At 66.9% G+C, this 17,633-nt stretch carries 17 protein-coding genes; 7 read left to right on the top strand and 10 right to left on the bottom strand.

Features of this window, described 5'->3' with window-relative positions:
• Nucleotides 1-7: 7 nt before the first annotated feature.
• The 5 genes from queC to pth all read left to right on the top strand — a co-directional run bounded on the left by queC (nucleotide 8) and on the right by pth (nucleotide 4,725).
• Nucleotides 8-730, top strand: coding sequence for a 7-cyano-7-deazaguanine synthase QueC (gene queC, locus AC07NY_RS06610; RefSeq protein WP_494582662.1), 723 nt, complete (start codon nucleotides 8-10; stop codon nucleotides 728-730).
• Nucleotides 727-1,290, top strand: a complete 564-nt coding sequence (locus tag AC07NY_RS06605; RefSeq protein ID WP_494582660.1) for a VUT family protein — start codon at nucleotides 727-729, stop codon at nucleotides 1,288-1,290. The genes queC and AC07NY_RS06605 overlap by 4 nt, the downstream gene beginning before the upstream one ends.
• 109 nt (nucleotides 1,291-1,399) lie before the next feature.
• Nucleotides 1,400-3,253, top strand: a complete 1,854-nt coding sequence (locus tag AC07NY_RS06600) for a putative bifunctional diguanylate cyclase/phosphodiesterase (protein ID WP_494582658.1) — start codon at nucleotides 1,400-1,402, stop codon at nucleotides 3,251-3,253.
• A 135-nt stretch (nucleotides 3,254-3,388) separates the two neighbouring features.
• On the top strand, nucleotides 3,389-4,006 hold the full coding sequence (locus AC07NY_RS06595) for a 50S ribosomal protein L25/general stress protein Ctc (RefSeq protein ID WP_492284837.1): 618 nt from the start codon (nucleotides 3,389-3,391) through the stop codon (nucleotides 4,004-4,006).
• Nucleotides 4,007-4,110: 104 nt separating this feature from the next.
• Complete coding sequence (pth, locus tag AC07NY_RS06590; RefSeq protein WP_494582656.1) at nucleotides 4,111-4,725, top strand: aminoacyl-tRNA hydrolase; 615 nt, start codon at nucleotides 4,111-4,113, stop codon at nucleotides 4,723-4,725.
• 135 nt (nucleotides 4,726-4,860) lie between these two features.
• Here pth and AC07NY_RS06585 read toward each other — a convergent pair whose 3' ends face one another.
• The gene (locus AC07NY_RS06585; RefSeq protein WP_494582654.1) at nucleotides 4,861-5,466 is read right to left on the bottom strand and encodes a hypothetical protein; all 606 of its coding nucleotides are present in this window, start codon (nucleotides 5,464-5,466) and stop codon (nucleotides 4,861-4,863) included.
• Nucleotides 5,467-5,674: 208 nt separating this feature from the next.
• Here AC07NY_RS06585 and ychF point away from each other — a divergent pair, with 208 nt between their 5' ends.
• Both ychF and AC07NY_RS06575 read left to right on the top strand, forming a co-directional pair.
• A complete protein-coding gene (ychF, locus tag AC07NY_RS06580) occupies nucleotides 5,675-6,772 on the top strand; it encodes a redox-regulated ATPase YchF (protein ID WP_492284840.1) in 1,098 nt (365 codons plus the stop codon).
• Nucleotides 6,773-6,783: 11 nt separating this feature from the next.
• Nucleotides 6,784-7,797, top strand: coding sequence for a MaoC family dehydratase (locus AC07NY_RS06575; RefSeq protein WP_494582652.1), 1,014 nt, complete (start codon nucleotides 6,784-6,786; stop codon nucleotides 7,795-7,797).
• A gap of 2 nt (nucleotides 7,798-7,799) precedes the next feature.
• Here AC07NY_RS06575 and AC07NY_RS06570 read toward each other — a convergent pair whose 3' ends face one another.
• The 9 genes from AC07NY_RS06570 to AC07NY_RS06530 all read right to left on the bottom strand — a co-directional run bounded on the left by AC07NY_RS06570 (nucleotide 7,800) and on the right by AC07NY_RS06530 (nucleotide 17,459).
• A complete protein-coding gene (locus AC07NY_RS06570; RefSeq protein ID WP_494582651.1) occupies nucleotides 7,800-9,107 on the bottom strand; it encodes a sensor domain-containing diguanylate cyclase in 1,308 nt (435 codons plus the stop codon).
• Nucleotides 9,108-9,160: 53 nt separating this feature from the next.
• A complete protein-coding gene (locus AC07NY_RS06565) occupies nucleotides 9,161-9,805 on the bottom strand; it encodes a class II aldolase/adducin family protein (protein ID WP_494582649.1) in 645 nt (214 codons plus the stop codon).
• A complete protein-coding gene (mtnA, locus tag AC07NY_RS06560) occupies nucleotides 9,802-10,911 on the bottom strand; it encodes an S-methyl-5-thioribose-1-phosphate isomerase (protein WP_494582647.1) in 1,110 nt (369 codons plus the stop codon). The genes AC07NY_RS06565 and mtnA overlap by 4 nt, the downstream gene beginning before the upstream one ends.
• Nucleotides 10,912-10,917: 6 nt before the next feature.
• A complete protein-coding gene (locus AC07NY_RS06555) occupies nucleotides 10,918-11,445 on the bottom strand; it encodes an adenine phosphoribosyltransferase (protein ID WP_494582646.1) in 528 nt (175 codons plus the stop codon).
• Between the two features lie 71 nt (nucleotides 11,446-11,516).
• Complete coding sequence (locus tag AC07NY_RS06550; RefSeq protein ID WP_494582644.1) at nucleotides 11,517-12,395, bottom strand: S-methyl-5'-thioadenosine phosphorylase; 879 nt, start codon at nucleotides 12,393-12,395, stop codon at nucleotides 11,517-11,519.
• A 235-nt stretch (nucleotides 12,396-12,630) separates the two neighbouring features.
• The gene (locus AC07NY_RS06545; RefSeq protein WP_494582642.1) at nucleotides 12,631-13,509 is read right to left on the bottom strand and encodes a cytochrome c1; all 879 of its coding nucleotides are present in this window, start codon (nucleotides 13,507-13,509) and stop codon (nucleotides 12,631-12,633) included.
• A 7-nt stretch (nucleotides 13,510-13,516) separates the two neighbouring features.
• Entirely contained in the window at nucleotides 13,517-14,800 is a 1,284-nt protein-coding gene (locus AC07NY_RS06540; protein WP_492284847.1) for a cytochrome b, read from the bottom strand.
• 53 nt (nucleotides 14,801-14,853) lie between these two features.
• Nucleotides 14,854-15,402 carry a ubiquinol-cytochrome c reductase iron-sulfur subunit gene (gene petA / locus AC07NY_RS06535; RefSeq protein WP_492284848.1) on the bottom strand — a complete coding sequence of 183 codons (549 nt, stop codon included), beginning with the start codon at nucleotides 15,400-15,402 and terminating at the stop codon, nucleotides 14,854-14,856.
• 191 nt (nucleotides 15,403-15,593) lie between these two features.
• The gene (locus tag AC07NY_RS06530; RefSeq protein ID WP_494582640.1) at nucleotides 15,594-17,459 is read right to left on the bottom strand and encodes an ABC transporter ATP-binding protein; all 1,866 of its coding nucleotides are present in this window, start codon (nucleotides 17,457-17,459) and stop codon (nucleotides 15,594-15,596) included.
• Nucleotides 17,460-17,633: the final 174 nt, after the last annotated feature.

The raw sequence follows: 17,633 nt of genomic DNA, 5'->3' as shown, positions 1-17,633 counted from the left end.
TTTCGGCTTGGGCAACTCACGCGCCCTCGTCCTGTTCTCCGGCGGCCAGGACTCCACCACGACGCTCGCCTGGGCGCTCGACCGCTTCGATGCGGTTGAGACGATCGGCTTCGACTACGGCCAGCGCCATCGCATCGAGATGGAATGCCGCGAGACGATCCGCGCCAAGCTGCCGGGCCTGTCCGCCCGCTATGCCGAGCGACTCGGCCCCGACCATGTCGTCGATCTCAAGGCGCTCGGCGCGATCTCCGAAACGGCCCTGACCCGCGAGACCGAGATCGCCTTTGCCGAGACGGGCCTGCCCACGACCTTCGTGCCCGGCCGCAACCTGATCTTCCTGACCTTTGCCGCAGCGCTGGCCTATCGCCGCGACCTCAAGCACATCGTGCTCGGCGTCTGCGAGACCGACTATTCCGGCTATCCCGACTGCCGCGACGACACGATCAAGGCGATGCAGGTCGCGCTCAGCCTCGGCCTCGATCGCAGGTTGGTGCTGCACACACCGCTGATGTGGCGCGACAAGGCCCAGACCTTCGCGCTGGCACGCACCATAGGAGGGCAGGCCCTTCTCGACCTCGTGATCGAGGACAGCCATAGCTGCTATCTCGGCGACAGGACGACCCTGCATGACTGGGGTTACGGCTGCGGCCATTGCCCGGCATGCGATTTGCGATCAAAAGGCTTCGCGGCCTATCTCGAAGCCCCCGACGATACTGGACTTATTCCATGACCCGTGACCGCCAGCGCCAGACGGAGGGCTTCATTGCCCTGGCCCTGTTCGCACTGACCATCCCCGCCGCCAACTGGCTGATCGGCAATGCCGGCGCGGTCTGCGTGCCCAATGGCCCCTGCCTCGTCCCGGTCTGGCCGGGCGTCATGGCGCCGAGCGGCGTCCTGATGGTCGGCCTCGCGCTCGTCCTGCGCGACATCGTCCAGCGCCGCCTCGGCCCGCTCGCCGGCCTCGGTGCCATCGCAGTCGGCACGCTGATCTCGGCCATGCTCGCCCCGCCCGCCATCGTGCTCGCCTCGGTCGCAGCCTTCCTGCTCTCGGAACTCGCCGATTTCGCGGTCTACACGCCGCTGCAGCGTCGGCGCTTCGTCACGGCCGTCTTCGCCTCGAGCGTGATCGGCCTCGTCGTCGACAGCCTCGTCTTCCTGCATCTCGCCTTCGGCAGCCTCGACTTCCTCGCCGGCCAGATCATCGGCAAGGCCTGGATGGTGCTGCTCGCCCTGCCGCTGATGCATCTGCTGCGCCGACGCGACGAGAGGCTGGGCCTCGTGGCCGCCTGAGAACCGGAAAGCGCGGCGCCACATAAACTTTGCAGCCGCGCCTCAATCTGACCTTAAGGCATTTACGGTAGGGAACGGGTTCTTCGGCGAGCACTCAGTCGGATAATCCGTGATCAGACCTTCGGGCCGCCTGCAGGCTCTTCAGAACGATATTCTTGAAGATATCGCGCGCGGCGAACCCCTGGTCGCCTGCATGGAGCGGCTGTGCCATCGTGCCGAGGCGATCTCGCCCGGCGTGATCTGCTCCGTCGTCACCGTCGACGACCAGGGTTGTCTGCAGCCCCTCGCCTCCCCCAGCCTGCCGTCCCATTATGTGAGTTGCATCAAGGGATTGCCTGTTGGACCCAATGTCGGCTCCTGCGGAACCGCGGTCTTCCGCGGGGAGCCTGTCGAAGTCACCGATATCGCCACCGATCCGCTCTGGGCGCCCTATACCGGGCTTGCCCTGCCGCTCGGCCTGCGCGCCTGCTGGTCGACACCGATCAAAGCCCGCGACGGCCGCGTCGTCGGCGCCTTCGCCTTCTATTTCAACCGGCCCCGTCGCGCCCAGTTGCTCGAACGCCAGATCGTCGCGACCTGCGTCCATCTCTGCGCCATCGCCATCGAGCATGATGAGGTCCGCACCCGCAATCACCGCCTGGCCTATTTCGACACGCTGACCGGCCTGCCGAACCGCAGCCAGTTCAACGGCGCCATCGCCGAGATGAGCGCCGCCGGCCGCCGCTACGGGCTGATGCTGATCGACATCGACCATCTCAAGCTGGTCAACGATACGCTCGGCCACGCCGCAGGGGACGCGCTGATCGCCGAGGTCGGCATGCGGCTCGGCACGGCGCTCGCAGGCTGCCTGACCTGCCGGATCGGCGGCGACGAATTCGCCGTCCTGATCCCGGATTGCGAGGGGCCGGCGCGCATGCGTTCCCTCGCCTCGGCCGCCACGGCAGCGATGGCTCTCCCCCTCGACCATGACGGCCACAGCGTCGTTCCGAGCATCACCATCGGCGGCGCCATCGCCGGCGAAGACGGGCTCGACAGCGTCACGCTGCGGCAGAATGCCGATCTCGCGCTCTACCACGCCAAGGAAACCCGGCGCGGCCGCTATGTCCGCTTCCGCAGGCGCCTGCGCAGCGCGATGATGCAGCGCATCCGGGTGCGCCGCGACGTCGATGGCGCACTCGGCGATGAACGCATCATTCCCTATTACCAGCCGGTCATCCGCCTCGACACGACCGAGGTCGTCGGCGTCGAGGCCCTCGCCCGGATGCGCCTCGACGATGGCCGCATCGTCACTGCCGGCGAGTTCCAGGATGCGCTCCGCGATCCGAAGATCGCCCACCGCACGACCACGCAGATGCTGACGGCGGTTGCCGCCGACATGGCGGAGTGGCGGGCGAGCGGCCTCAATTTCCAGCATGTCGCGGTCAACGTCACCTCGGCTGACTTTCAGAAGGGCGACCTGGTGCAGCGCGCCAACCGCATCCTGGAGAAGGCCGGCGTCCCGATGCAACACCTCGTGGTCGAGGTCACCGAGCAGGTCTTCATGGGCGGCCGCAAGGACGGCGTCGCGCGAACCATGGAAGCGCTGCGCGCCTGCGGTTCGCCGGTCGCGCTCGACGATTTCGGCACCGGCTTCGCCTCGCTAACCCATCTGCTCGACTTCCCGATCGACATCATCAAGATCGACCGCTCCTTCGTCGGCTCGATCGACAGCGGCGCCCGCAGCGAGATCATCATCGAGGCGCTGCTGACGATGACCCGCCGCCTCGGCATGAAGATCGTCGCCGAGGGTATCGAGAGGCAGGCGCAGGCCGAGCGGCTCACCGAATTGGGCTGCCGCCTCGGCCAGGGCTACCTCTATTCGCCGCCGGTTCCGGCCTCGGTCATCCGCGAATGGCTGCTGCGCTTCGCCCAGCCGGCGCAGGCGACGCACCCCGCCGACGGCAAGGTCGCGAACGCAGCCTGAGCCGGGCTTGAGATCGCGGCGATTTTCGCCTATGAGCACCCCTGCGTTCGGCTGACACCCTTGGAGGCTCTGAACGCACCAGCCCAATGGCCGCCACGAGGCGGCCTTGTCATTTACAAGTCAAGGACATCCAACATGACCGCCGTGAAGCAAATCGAGGCTTCGGCGCGCGCACAGGTCGGCAAGGGGGCCGCTCGTGCTGTTCGCCGCCAGGGCCAGACGCCTGCCGTGATCTATGGTGGGGGCGCCGCTCCCGAAGCCATCGCGCTCGACGCCAACAAGACCCGCCAGCTGATTTTCGGCGGCCACTTCCTGACCACGATCTTCGAGATCACCGTCGCCGGTAAGAAGCAGCGCGTCATTCCGCGCGATTACCAGCTCGACCCGGTCAAGGATTTCCCGATCCATGTCGACTTCCTGCGCGTCGCCAAGGGCCAGACCGTCACGGTCCAGGTTCCGGTGCACGTTGTCGGTCAGGATAAGAGCCCGGGCGTCAAGGCCGGCGGCCTCGTCCAGATCGTCGAGCACGCGCTCGACGTCACCGTCGAGCCCGACAGCATTCCGGAGTCGATCGACGTTTCGGTCGCCGGTCTGAACATCGGCGACTCCGTCCATGCCGACGCGATCAAGCTCCCGGCCGGCGCCAAGCTCTCGGTCGGCGCTGACGCCACGATCGTCACGGTCTCCGCGCCGACCGTCGAGGCCGAGCCGGCCGCCGACGCTGCCGAAGCTTCGACCGAAGCCAAGGCCTGATGAAACGGCGCCAGCCGGCGCCGCTTCCGTCTGGAACGCTCACGAGACGGCCGGGGCAGCCCGGCCGTTTTGCTATGTATCGATAAGCCTGCCGGAGTCCCGCCATGCTGATCTTCGCCGGCCTCGGCAATCCCGGCGCGCGCTATGCCCGCAACCGGCACAATATCGGCTTCATGGCCGTCGACGAGATCGCGCGCCTGCATCGCGCCTCGCCCTGGCGCGCCCGCTTCCAGGCCGAGGCTTGCGAGGCGACGATCGGCACTGAGAAGGTCATCCTGCTCAAGCCGCAGACCTATATGAACGAGTCGGGCCGTTCGATCGGCGAGGCCGCGCGCTTCTTCAAGATCGCGCCGGCCGATGTCGTCGTCTTCCATGACGAGCTCGACCTCGCACCCGCCAAGTTGCGGGTGAAGCTCGGCGGCGGCAATGCCGGCCATAACGGCCTGCGCTCGACTACGGCGGCCATCGGCAACGACTATCGCCGCGTGCGGATGGGCATCGGCCATCCCGGCGACAAGGCGCTGGTCCACGCCTATGTGCTCAACGATTTCGGCAAGCCGGAGCAGCCCTGGGTCGAGGACCTCTGCACGGCCTGCGCCGACCACGCCGCCCTGCTCGCCGCCCATGACGACACCGGCTTCCAGAACAAGGTCCATCTCTTCATGGATGCGCGCGGCCACGCCGCCGTGAAGCGCCTCGGCGAGAAGAGCGACGACTGATTTTCCCTGATAAGAAAACGTGGGTCATCCCGGACGGAGCGCAGCGGAGATCCGGGATCCATGCCTGAGCTTTGATCGGAAGCGCTCCGGAATGGATCTCGGGTCAAGCCCGGGATGACACCGGTGGTTCCAGAGCTATAACGGCAGCTTCGCTCCCGCCTTAGCCACCGTGACGCGGCTCGTGCTGTAGCTGCCATCGGCCTGCCGGCTCGCCGTCATCGCGACCTGCGCGCCGGGCTTGAGTTCGCTCGCCTCGGCAGGCGCCGCCATCAGGATCGTCGCTTCCGGCGTGATCGCGACCTTCTGCTCGCCGCCCGGATAGCTCAGCACGAGATTAGCGCCGTCGACCCGCGAGACCGTCTCCGCCACCGTCGCATTGGTCATCGTCGCATCGGGCAGCACGCCCCAGGGCCGGTGCCCCTCGCCCGTGCCGCGCATCGCCTCCGGGAAGATCACGACCTGCACGGCGAGCAGCGTGCCGTCAGCCTGAGGTTTCGCGCCGACGCCGATGAAACTGCCCTTGGCGATATCCGAGGTCTTCGCCGCGACCATGCCGCCGACGGAGAAGCCCGGCGCCAGCGCGACCTTGATCTCCCGGCCGTCCGCGGCCTTGAGCTCCAGCGTGGTCCCTTCCATCCGCTCGACCGTGCCGCGCAACCGCGTTCCCGGCGCCTGAGCGACGGCCATGCCGCCGACGAGAGCAAAGACCGAGAGGGCGAGCGCGAGGCGGATACGGTTCATGGCGAGGCTCCGAGTGGTGCGGGCAAGCAACCCGCCCGATCCAGCACCTGCCCCCGTCAAGCCGCCATGCACGTTCGCGTGAGGCACACGGCCGCCATAAGGCGCGCGGCACTTGTCTTTATCGCGCAAGCCCCCCAATAAGGCCGCAACTTTCAAAGCTTCACGCCCGGCGGCAGCTACCCGCCACGGGCAACGGAACAGGCGATCCATGGGTTTCAAATGCGGTATCGTCGGCCTGCCGAATGTCGGCAAGTCGACCCTCTTCAACGCGCTGACGCAGACGGCCGCGGCCCAGGCTGCGAACTACCCGTTCTGCACGATCGAGCCGAATGTCGGCGACGTCGCCGTGCCCGACGAGCGGCTGGAGAAGCTCGCCGCCATCGCCGGCTCCAAGGAGATCATCCCGACGCGGCTGACCTTCGTCGACATCGCCGGCCTCGTGCGCGGCGCCTCGCGCGGCGAAGGGTTGGGCAACCAGTTTCTCGCCAATATCCGCGAATGCGACGCCATCGCCCATGTCGTGCGCTGCTTCGAGGATGGCGACATCACCCATGTCGAGGGCAAGGTCGCCCCGATCAACGACATCGAGATCATCGAGACCGAGCTGATGCTGGCCGATCTCGAAAGCCTCGAGAAGCGCGTCCTGCCGCTTGAGAAGAAGGCCAAAACCGGTGACAAGGAGGCCAAGGAACTCGCGGACCTGATGAACCGCTGCCTCGCCCTGCTGCGCGAGGGCAAGCCTGCCCGCCTCGTCCAGGTCGCCGCCGACGAGCGCAGGACCTTCGAGACGCTCGGCCTGCTCTCCTCCAAGCCCGTACTCTATGTCTGCAATGTCGAGGAAGCCGCCGCCGATAAGGGCAATGCCTTCTCCGAACAGGTGAAGGCCCGCGCGGCGGAAGAAAATGCCGTCGCTGTCGTGGTCTCGGCAAAGATCGAGAGCGAGATCGCCGTGCTCCCGACCGCCGACCAGAAGGATTATCTGGAAGCCGTCGGCCTCGACGAGCCCGGCCTGAACCGCGTGATCCGCGCCGGCTACGCCCTGCTCCATCTCGTCACCTATTTCACGGTCGGCCCGAAGGAGGCCCGCGCCTGGACGATCGAGAAGGGCACCAAGGGGCCGCAGGCCGCCGGCGTGATCCATACGGATTTCGAGAAGGGCTATATCCGCGCCGAAACCATCGCCTACGAGGACTACATCGCCAACAAGGGCGAGTCCGGCGCGCGCGAGGCCGGCAAGTTCCGGCTCGAAGGCAAGGACTATGTCGTCGCCGATGGTGACGTGCTGCATTTCCGCTTCGCGAACTGAGAAAGCCGGCGATGTCGTATTTCGAGGATTTCGTCCCGGGCCAGAGCGCACGTTCGCGCAGCCTCGGCGTCTCGCAAGACGATATCGTCGCCTTCGCCTCGCGCTATGACGCGCAGGATTTCCATGTCGACCCCGAAGCCGCCAAGGCAAGCTTCGTCGGCCGCCTGATCGGCTCGGGCTGGCACAGCTGCTCCCTGCTGATGCGCCTGATGGCGGAGGATTTCCTGCTCGACGCCGCCAGCATGGGTGCGCCGGGCATCGAGGAGGTGAAATGGCTGCGCCCCCTCCTCCCCGGCGACAGCGTCAGCGCCCGCCGCACCGTGCTGGAGAGCAAGGCCTCGCGCTCGCGCCCCGAGATGGGCCTGGTGCGCTTCAAGCTCGAACTGCTGAATCAGCGCGACGAGCCGATCCTCGAACAGACCAACTGGATCATGTTCGGTCGCAAGGGCTCCGGCATCGGCACGCACCCGGCCGGCCCCTGGCTCGACCATGCGCCGATCTACGAGCGCCCGGCCGTCGAAAGCCCGCTGGAAGCCCCCGCCGCGCCGCCTGAGCCGCCGCGTTTCTTCGAGGAGCTCTCGGTCGGCGACAGCCACGAGCTTGGCAGCTTCGTCTTCACCCCCGAGGAGATCGTCGCCTTCGCACGCAGCTTCGATCCGCAGCCCTTCCATATGGACGAGGCGGCGGCGCGCAACAGCTCCTTCGGCAGGCTCGCAGCCTCCGGCTGGCACACGGCGGCCGTCTGGATGGCCTGCATGGTCCAGCATCGCCGGCGCCAGCTCGCGGCCGCACCGGACCGCCCCGCACGCCTCGGCCCCTCCCCCGGCTTCAGGAACCTGCGCTGGACCAAGCCGGTCTTCGCCGGGGACCGGATCACCTATCGCTCCGAGGTGATCGACAAGCGCGAAAGCGCCTCGCGTCCGCAATGGGGCCTGTTCTTCCACCGCAACACCGGCACGAACCAGCACGGCGAAGAGATCTTCAGCTTCGACGGCTGCGTTTTCGTCGAGCGCAAGCCGGCCTGAGATCAGCCCGCTTTAAGACCAGCCGCCGCGGAGAGAGGCGAAGTCTCGATCCGGTCGCGGCCATTGCGCTTGGCGGCATAGAGCGCCGCATCGGCATGGACATAGAGCGCGTCGCCATCGAGCGGCCCGTGGCCGCAGCAGAGCCCGATCGACACCGTGGCAGCCTGCAATTGCGCATCGACGGCACGCCAGGGCGCCTGCGCCAGCGCCTGCCGGATCGCCTCCGCGACCGCCATCGCCTCGCCCTGCGTCGCATCCGCGATCAGGACGCCGAACTCCTCGCCGCCGAGCCGCGCGACAAGGCGAGCCGCACCGGTCGGCGGGCCGGCGATGATCTGCGCCACCAGGCGCAGGCAGGTATCGCCGGCGACATGGCCGAACTGGTCGTTGATCGCCTTGAAATGATCGACATCGACGATCAGCAGCGCCAGCGACTGTGGGCGCGCCGCTTCGCTGGCGAGGCACTCGATGAAGCGGCGGCGATTGGCGAGACCGGTCAGCCCGTCCGTCTGCGCGAGCTTGACCAGCTCGGCATTGGCCTCGCGCAAGGCATCCTGCGCGCTGATCAACGCGGCCTGCTGGCGCTTTGCCGCCGTCGTGTCGGCGTGGATGAAGCAGCTCAAGCCCTCCAGCGTGTGCCGGGCGACGACGCGCCGCCAGCGTTGGCCGGGCAATTCGATCTCGAAGGGCGCGCCGTCATAGCGCAGGCCGTTGAGGATGCTGGCACGCAGGCCCGCAACCGCCGAGACGCCGCGCCAGCACTCGCTGACGATCTCGTCGAACTTCAAGCCGACGACCAGCGTGTCGGCCGGGATATCGTAGAGGTCGCGGAAGGCGTCGTTGGTGGCGATGATCCGATCCTCGCCATCCAGCAGCATCGCGCCGTCCGGGATGAAGCGCAGGGCTTCGAAGGCGGGCAGCAGCGCGTTGGTCACGGCACCGGCCCGACTTGGCGCCTCCAGCATCTGCCACATCCGCACCCGCCCGCCGCAGGGCGCCAGCAGCGAGGTCGCGCGTAAGCGCCGGCCGTTATGCAGGAATTCGAAGGCCTGCGTCTGGTTCTCGTGCCGCGCCATGCCCTCGGCGATGTAACGATCGATATCGTGCATCTCCTCGGGCGCGAGCCTGAGCGTGTAGAAGCGCCGGAGGTTCTCGATATAGGGCTCGCCGGGATAGATCAGCCCGTCGTCTTCAGGGAAGAAATGCAGGAACGTGCGATTCCAGCCCACGGCACGATGCTCGGCATCGTACTCGCAGACGCCGACCGACAGCACATCGAATGACTCGTGCAGGTAGCGCGAAACGATCATGCGCCACCCTATGGTGGTAGTATTTAACGGAGCGTAAGACGATTGAGCTCAGGTCAACCGACCTTGCCGTAGCCCGCGAATTTGGCGCCGACGCGCTCCATCTCGGCCGCATCGAGGATGACCGGCGCGATCCCCGCCGCGAGAATATCGAGATACTGCCCGGCGAGGTTCTCGACCTCCGCGACGATGGTATGAGCACCCGCGAGCGTCTGGCCTAGCGCGATCACGCCATGGTTGGCGAGCAGCACGGCCTTACGCCCCTCCAGCGCCTTCACCGCGTTCTCCGCAAGCTCCGGCGTGCCGAAGGTGGCGTAGTCGGCGCAGCGCACATCGGCACCGCCGCAAAGCGCGATCATGTAATGGAAGGCCGGGATGCCGCGCCGCGTGCAGGAGAGCGCCGTGGCCCGCGGCGAATGCGTATGCACGATCGCCTGCGCATCCGGGCGCGCCTTGTAGATCGCGACATGGAAGGGCCATTCCGAGGACGGCTTGCGGCTGCCGCCGAGCACCGTGCCGTCGAGCCCGAGATGGATCAGGTCTTCCGGCTTCGTCTGCGCATAGGGCAGGCCCGAGGGCGTGATCAAAAGGCCGTCGCCGAAACGCGCGGAGACATTGCCCGATTTCGACGGGCAGAAGCCCGCCCGGTCGATCGCCTGCGCGACCGCGACGATCTCCTGCCGCAGTTCCTGCTCGGTCATGTCCTGTCCCCGTACGCCAGATCGGGAAAGAGCTGCGCGAGGCCGTCAGGACTGGCCGCGCAGACACCGCGCTCGGTGATCAGCCCCGTGACGAGCCGCGCCGGCGTCACGTCGAAAGCGGGGTTGGCCGCACCGCTGCCCGGCGCAACGACGCACACGGTCCTGACCTCGCCGTCATCGGCGAGCCCGGAGAGATGCGTTACCTCGCGCGCCGCGCGCTCCTCGATCGGGATATCGGCGAGGCCGTTGCGGATGCTCCAGTCGATCGTCGGCGAGGGCAGCGCCACATAGAACGGCACGCCGTTGTCATGCGCGGCGAGCGCCTTGAGATAGGTCCCGATCTTGTTGGCGACATCGCCGGAAGCCGTGGTCCGGTCGGTGCCGACGATCACCATGTCGACCTGCCCGCGCTGCATCAGGTGGCCGCCGGCATTGTCGGTAATCACGGTATGCGGCACGCCATGAGCGCCGAGCTCATAGGCCGTCAGCGCCGCGCCCTGGTTGCGCGGCCTGGTCTCGTCGACCCAGACATGGACGGGGATGCCGGCATCGTGGGCGAGGTAGATCGGAGCCAGCGCCGTGCCCCAGTCGACCGTGGCAATCCAGCCAGCATTGCAATGGGTAAGGATATTGACCGGCGCGCCGACGGGTTTCCGCGCCGCGATCTCCGCGATCAAGGGCAGGCCGTGCTCGCCGATCGAGCGGCACAGCGCGACATCCTCGTCGCAGATGGCAGCGGCCTCGGCATAGGCCGCCTCGGCACGCGCCTCCGGAGACAGTGAAGCCAGGGCGCCGCGCATTCGTGCCAGCGCCCAGTGCAGATTGACCGCGGTCGGCCGGGTCGCGCCAAGCAGCGCGAGTGCAGCCTCCAGCGCCGCGTCTGAAGCATCGGCCCGCATGGCAAGCGCCACGCCATAGGCGGCCGTCGCGCCGATCAGTGGCGCGCCGCGCACAACCATGCTGCGGATCGCATCAGCCGCCTGCTCGGCCGTGCCCAGCGCCACCGTCTCGAAGCGGAAGGGCAAGCGCGTCTGGTCGATCACCACGACGCGCCAGCCGTCCTGCGCGAGCCAGATCGTCCGGTAGTGCTGGCCGTTGATCTTCATGACCGCTCAATCAACGGCAAAGGAGACCAGCGTGCGCACGGGCACGCCGAGCCGCCGGATCTTGTCGGCGCCGCCGAGCTCCGGGAGATCGACGATGAAGCAGGCCGCCACGACCTCGGCGCCGAGCCCGGCGAGCAGGTTGACCGCGGCCTCCGCCGTCCCCCCTGTCGCGACGAGGTCGTCGACCAGCAGGACGCGCTCGCCCGGCTGCACCGCGTCGCGATGGATCTCGATCTCGTCCGTGCCGTATTCGAGCGCATAGGTCGCGCGCAGCGTTTCCAGCGGCAGCTTGCCCTTCTTGCGCACCGGAATGAAGCCGGCCGAGAGCTGATGCGCCACCGCCCCGCCCAGGATGAAGCCGCGCGCCTCGATCCCCGCGATCTTGGCGATCTTCAAGCCCGCGAAGGGCTGCACCAGCTCGTCCACCGCGCGACGGAAGGCCCGCGCATCGCCCAGCAGCGTGGTGATGTCGCGAAAGACGATACCGGGCCGGGGATAATCCGGGATAGCGCGGATGCTGTCGGCGAGGTTCATGGGCACCGTCTCATACGGATCGACGGACGCCTTGGTCGGACGCCGGGCCGGCTTCGTCAAGGGCGCCGTCATCACGCCACCTTGAGCACCCGTCCTGCGACGGCATCGAGCTTCGCCAGCAGGGCCGGATCACGGAAGGCCGGCGCCGTCACGATGGCGTTGTCGAGCGCGTTATGGGAGCCGGCCGGGCACGGCTCGCGCTGCGCCGGGAAATCGGCGGCGAGCCGCGCCACGAGGCGCCGTGCCTTGTCGGCATTCTCATGCAGAACGGCGATGACCGAAGCCACATCGACGGCGCCGTGCAATTCGTGCCAGCAGTCGTAATCCGTCACCATCGCAACGGTCGCATAGGTGATCTCGGCTTCGCGGGCGAGCTTGGCCTCGGGCATCGCGGTCATGCCGATCAGGTCGTAGCCGAGGCCGCGATAGGTGGTCGATTCCGCATAGGTCGAGAATTGCGGGCCTTCCATCGTGACCAGCGTGCCGCCGCGCACGAAGGGTAGTTCCTCCGCCTGCGCCGCCGCCGCGATCCGCGCCTGCAGGGCGGGGCCGACCGGATGGGCGACCGAGACATGGGCGACGCAGCCCTTGCCGAAGAAGGAGTTCTCGCGCCGGCTCGTCCGATCGACGAATTGGTCGACCAATACGAACAGGCCGGGATAGAGCGCGGCCTTGTAGGAGCCGCAGGCCGAGAGCGACACGAGATCGGTCACGCCCGCCCGCTTCAGCACGTCGATATTGGCGCGGTAGTTGATCTCGGAGGGCGGGATCGAATGGCCGCGGCCGTGACGCGGCAGGAAGACGATCTTCGTCTGGCCGATCCGGCCGATCCTCAAGCTGTCCGAAGGCTCGCCCCAGGGGCTGTCGATGCGCTCCTCGCGCAGGTCCGTCAGGCCCGGCAGATCATAGATGCCCGATCCGCCGATGATTCCGAGAACGGCTTCGCTCATGGTCGATTCCCTGTTGCGGCGCGGAAGGGATCATCTTTCGATGACGGTCGCAATACGATGGGGCAGGATGCCGTCATGCTCGGGCCCGACCCGAGCATCTCCTGCCGGAGGCAGCTCCGGAATCTCCTTCTGTCCGAGATTCTCGGGTCTACGCTTCGCTTCGCCCGAGAATGACGGTCGCCCAACGAAAAAGGCCCCGTCGCCGGGGCCTTTTACAGAATGATATCCAGCCGGATCAGTGGGCCGCCGAGCCATCCGGCATGCGCGACCACACCTTCTTCTTGGTGTAGTAGAGCAGCCCCGCGAAGATCACGAGGAAGAGCATCACCTGCAGGCCGATGCGCTTGCGCGCCTCGAGATGCGGCTCCGCCATCCACATCATGAAGGCGGTGACGTCGCGGGAGTACTGGTCGACGGTCTCCGGCACCGGCGACTTGCCATCCGGCCCCTTCGGATACTCGACCTGACCGTCCGCCAGCGGCTTCGGCATCGCGATCAGGTGGCCGGGCATGTAGCGGTTGTAGTTCTGCCCCGGCAGCAGGGTAACGCCCGCCGGCGGATCCTCGTAGCCGGTCAGCAGGGCGTGGATATAGTCCGGTCCCTGCTCCTGATACTGCGTGAACATGTCGACGATGAAGGTCGGGAAGCCGCGGGTATAGGTCCGCGCCTTGGCCAGCACCGAGAAGTCAGGCGGATAGGCGCCGCCCTGGGCCGCACGGGCCGCCTGCTCGTTCGCGAACGGCGAGGGGAAGCGGTCGGCCGGGCGGCCGGGCCGGTCGAACATCTCGCCGGCCTCGTTCGGGCCATCCTTGATCTGGTAGGTCGCCGCGAGCGCAGCAACCTGGCCCTGCGTGAACTCGGGGCCACCGGGCTGCGACAGGTTGCGGAAGGCGACGAGGCTCGCGCCATGGCAGCTCGCGCAGACCTCCTTATAGACCTTGAAGCCGCGCTGCAGCTGGGCCCGGTCGAACTTGCCGAAGGGCCCGGAGAACGACCAGGTCAGCGCCGGCGGCTTGGGGCCGGCCTCGGCGGCCTGCGCGGCCGGCTGGACGAGCGCCAGCGAGAGGCCGGCGGCGAGCCCGGTCAGGGCGAGACGAAACGATGTTCTGCTCATGGTTCCGTCAGCCCTTGACGCTCGGTTCGGCAGCGGTGGCGGTCGCGACGCTGGCCGCCGACCCGCCCTTGGCGGAAGCGAGCACGGCGTCGGCGATCGAGGTCGGCAGCGCCTTCGGCCGCTCGAACAGGCCGACGACGAAGAGAGCCACGAAGAAGCCGAAATACAGCACGGTGAAGATCTGCGAGGCGATGACGTAGCCGCCCTCAGCCGGCATGGCGCCGAGATAGCCGAGGCCGATGCAGACCACGACGAAGGCCCAGAACAGCTGGCGCCCGATCGGCCGGTAGCTCATCGACTTGACCTTGGAGGTGTCGAGCCAGGGCAGGAAGGCGAGCACGACGATGGCCGCGCCCATGGCGAGCACGCCGCCGAGCTTGTCGGGAATGGCACGCAGGATCGCGTAGAACGGCAGGAAGTACCATTCCGGAACGATATGCGCCGGGGTCGAGGCCGGGTTCGCCGGGATGTAGTTGTCGGCATGGCCCATGAAGTTCGGCTGGTAGAACACGAACCAGGAGAACAGGATCATGAACACGACCATGCCGAAGATGTCCTTCACGGTCGCATAGGGCGTGAACGGCACGGTGTCCTTCTGGACGTTCTTCACCTCGACGCCGGTCGGGTTGTTCTGGCCGACGACATGCAGCGCCCAGATGTGCAGCACGACGACGCCGAAGATCATGAACGGCAGCAGATAGTGCAGCGAGAAGAAGCGGTTCAGCGTCGGGTTGTCGACCGAGTAGCCGCCCCACAGATAGGTGACGATCGTCTCGCCGATCACCGGCAGCGCCGAGAACAGGTTGGTGATGACGGTCGCGCCCCAGAAGGACATCTGGCCCCAGGGCAGCACGTAGCCCATAAAGGCGGTGGCCATCATCAGCAGGAAGATGACGACGCCCAGAATCCAGAGCACCTCGCGCGGGGCCTTGTACGAGCCATAATAAAGCCCGCGGAAGATGTGCACGTAGACGGCGATGAAGAACATCGAGGCGCCGTTGGAGTGCAGGTAGCGCAAGAGCCAGCCGTAGTTCACGTCGCGCATGATGTGCTCGACGGAGTTGAAGGCCATCGACGCGTGCGGCGTGTAGTGCATCACCAGGATGATGCCGGTGATGATCTGCGCCACCAGCATGAACACGAGGATGCCGCCAAAGGTCCACAGGTAGTTCAGGTTGCGCGGGACCGGGTAGGACACTGCCGAGTCATGCGCGAGGCGGATGATCGGCAGGCGCGCGTCGAGCCAGCGCTCGATACCGGTCTTCGGGACGTAGGAACTGTGACCACTCATGAAGAATGCCTCAAGGCTGTCTCATCTTGGCGGGAAAGCGTCGAGCGCATTGCTCAGCCGATCCGGATCTTGGTGTCGCCGTTGAAGGCGTAGGGCGGCACCGGCAGGTTGAGCGGCGCCGGGCCCTTGCGGATGCGGCCGGAGGAATCATAGTGCGAGCCGTGGCAGGGGCAGAACCAGCCGTCGTAGTCGCCCTTCGATTCGCCGGGCGCGGTGCCCAGCGGAATGCAGCCGAGATGGGTGCAGTTGCCGAAGATGACGAGGAACTGCTCGTGGCCGGCCTTGGTGCGCTGGGCATCCGTCTGCGGGTCGCGCAGCGTGGCGACATCGACCGCCTTGGCCTCCTCGATCTCCTTCTTGGTGCGATGGCGCACGAAGATCGGCTTGCCGCGCCAGAACAGCTTGATTGCCTGACCTTCGGCGATCGGAGCCAGATCGACATCGACCGGGGCACCGGCAGCGACCGTCTGCGCGTCGGGCGCGAGCTGGCTGATCAGGGGGATGACAACGGCACCGACGCCTACGGCGCCTGCGGCGCCGGTCGCGAGCATCAGGAAATCGCGGCGGGTAGTTCCGGTCGATGTATCGGTCGCGTGAGCCACGATCCAATCCTCTTACACGTCTTGCGAGCTGGAACAGCTCGAAATTATCGCCTCTCGCCCTCATTAGGGGCGCGCCGCGACCGCCGCAATGCGGCGGTGCGTCACCTTCGGCTCTTTGACATGCAGATTGGACGAAGTCTACTGTCGCGAACGCCCCGCTATGCATGGCGCACAGGCGGCGGTGGAAGGCGTCAGACGGCGAGCTTTTCCGGATCCGCAGCGGCCAGGAATCCACCCGACTGGCGCGCCCAAAGCCGGGCATAGAGCCCGCCCCGCGCGATCAGCTCGTCATGGCTCCCGATATCGGCGATCCGTCCGCCGTCGAGCACGATCAGCCGGTCCAGCGCGGCGATGGTCGAGAGCCGATGCGCGATCGCGATCACGGTCTTGCCCTGCATCAGCACCGCGAGTTGCTCCTGGATCGCCGCCTCGACCTCCGAGTCGAGCGCCGAGGTCGCCTCGTCGAGGATCAGGATCGGCGCGTCCTTGAGCAGCACGCGGGCAATCGCGATGCGCTGGCGCTGCCCGCCCGAAAGCTTCACGCCGCGCTCGCCGACGCGCGAATCGAAGCCCTTGCGGCCATCCTGATCGCCGAGGCCCTGGATGAAGTCATGCGCCTCGGCCTGCTGCGCCGCGAGCGCGATCTCGGCCTCGCTCGCACCGATCCGGCCATAGGCGATATTGTCGCCGATCGAGCGGTGCAGCAGCGAATTATCCTGCGTCACCATGCCGATCTGGGCGCGCAAGCTATCCTGCGTGACATGGGCGATGTCCTGCCCGTCGATCAGGATGCGCCCGCCTTCGAGCGGATAGAGCCGCAGCAGCAGGTTCACCAGAGTCGACTTGCCGGCCCCTGACGGGCCGACGAGGCCCACGCGCTCGCCCGGCCTGATCTGCAGGTCGAGCCCCTCGAACAGCCCCTGTCCGCGGCCATAATTGAAGCGAATCTGGTCGAAGCTGATCGCGCCCTTGTCGACGACGAGCGGCACGGCATCGGCTGCATCCGGCAGGTCATGCGGCTTGGCGATCGTCTCCATGCTCTCCTGCACGGAGCCGATATTCTCGAAGATGCCGCGCACCAGATGGATCAGCCAGCCCGACATCTGCACCAAGCGCAGCACCAGCCCGATCGCGGCCGCGACCGCACCCGGCGTCATCTCGCCCTGGCTCCAGAGCAGCAGCGCGAGCCAGGCCGTGGCCACCACGAGCAGGCTGTTCATCGTCTGCAGAATGACGCTGACGCCGGTGATCAGGCGCGACAGGTTGAGGAAGGAGGCGTTCCACCGCGTCAACGAGTCGCGGACAGCCGAGCGCTCGGCATCCGCCCGCGCGAACAGCTTCACCGTCAGGATATTCGTATAGGAATCGACGATGCGCCCCGTCGTCGTCGAGCGCCCCAGCGAATTCGCCTCCGAGCGCTGCTTCGCGCGCGGCACGAAATAGATCAGCAGCGCTACATAGGCCGAAAGCCACAGGATCACCGGCAGCGCCAGCCACAGGCTCGTCTTGCCGAAGAAGCCGATCGCGACCGTGGCGAAGACCAGCGCATACCAGAGATCGTCGATCACCTCGATCGTCGCGCCGCGGATCGACTGGCCGGCCTGGATGACGCGGGCGGACAGCCGCCCGGCGAAATCGTTCTGGAAATAACCCAGCGCGTGACCGAGCGTGTAGACATGGTTGCGCCAGCGGATCTGATTGGTGATCTGCGGCACCACCACCTGGTCGACGATGGCGTGGTTGGCGAAATAGATCAGCGGCCTGACGACGACGAGCAGAAAGGCCGCGCCCGCCAGGAGCCAGCCATGATCGCGGAAGATCGTCTCGGGCGACTGCGTCGAGAGCAGGTCCACGAACCAGCCGACCATCAGGTACATCGCCGCCTCGATGCCGCTGAAGCCGAGGCCGGTCAGCATGATCAGGGCCATCCAGCCCTTCACGCCCTTGATGTGGTGCCACATGAAGGGCCAGACGCCGCGCGGCGGCGTCTCCCGCTCGTCGAACGGAGCGAAGACGTCGATTCGGCTTTCGAGCCAACGGAAGAGCGGAGCGAACATGCCTGCTTCGCTAGCGGGAATGAGAGGACGGAACAAACGACAATTCGGGATACCGGCTTTCCCGTGCCATCCCTTGTCAGGACTCGGTCGGGCAGGCGTCGCCGCAGACGCAGCTAGGCGCCCCCGATGGCGGGATTAGGGCAAGGGCAAAGAGTCCAGCCGCCCGAAAGAGAA

The sequence above is a fragment of the Allobosea sp. GW821-FHT09G06 genome (assembly GCF_059416005.1).
This window is presented reverse-complemented; position numbering and strand designations above follow the sequence as displayed.

Coding starts and splice junctions, on each gene's coding strand:
- AC07NY_RS06545 (WP_494582642.1), bottom strand. CDS start 13,509: ATGAGCAGAACATCGTTTCGTCTCGCCCTGACCGGGCTCGCCGCCGGC.
- pth (WP_494582656.1), top strand. CDS start 4,111: ATGCTGATCTTCGCCGGCCTCGGCAATCCCGGCGCGCGCTATGCCCGC.
- AC07NY_RS06575 (WP_494582652.1), top strand. CDS start 6,784: ATGTCGTATTTCGAGGATTTCGTCCCGGGCCAGAGCGCACGTTCGCGC.
- AC07NY_RS06555 (WP_494582646.1), bottom strand. CDS start 11,445: ATGAACCTCGCCGACAGCATCCGCGCTATCCCGGATTATCCCCGGCCC.
- ychF (WP_492284840.1), top strand. CDS start 5,675: ATGGGTTTCAAATGCGGTATCGTCGGCCTGCCGAATGTCGGCAAGTCG.
- AC07NY_RS06595 (WP_492284837.1), top strand. CDS start 3,389: ATGACCGCCGTGAAGCAAATCGAGGCTTCGGCGCGCGCACAGGTCGGC.
- AC07NY_RS06530 (WP_494582640.1), bottom strand. CDS start 17,459: ATGTTCGCTCCGCTCTTCCGTTGGCTCGAAAGCCGAATCGACGTCTTC.
- mtnA (WP_494582647.1), bottom strand. CDS start 10,911: ATGAAGATCAACGGCCAGCACTACCGGACGATCTGGCTCGCGCAGGAC.
- AC07NY_RS06570 (WP_494582651.1), bottom strand. CDS start 9,107: ATGATCGTTTCGCGCTACCTGCACGAGTCATTCGATGTGCTGTCGGTC.
- AC07NY_RS06565 (WP_494582649.1), bottom strand. CDS start 9,805: ATGACCGAGCAGGAACTGCGGCAGGAGATCGTCGCGGTCGCGCAGGCG.
- AC07NY_RS06540 (WP_492284847.1), bottom strand. CDS start 14,800: ATGAGTGGTCACAGTTCCTACGTCCCGAAGACCGGTATCGAGCGCTGG.
- AC07NY_RS06550 (WP_494582644.1), bottom strand. CDS start 12,395: ATGAGCGAAGCCGTTCTCGGAATCATCGGCGGATCGGGCATCTATGAT.
- AC07NY_RS06605 (WP_494582660.1), top strand. CDS start 727: ATGACCCGTGACCGCCAGCGCCAGACGGAGGGCTTCATTGCCCTGGCC.
- AC07NY_RS06585 (WP_494582654.1), bottom strand. CDS start 5,466: ATGAACCGTATCCGCCTCGCGCTCGCCCTCTCGGTCTTTGCTCTCGTC.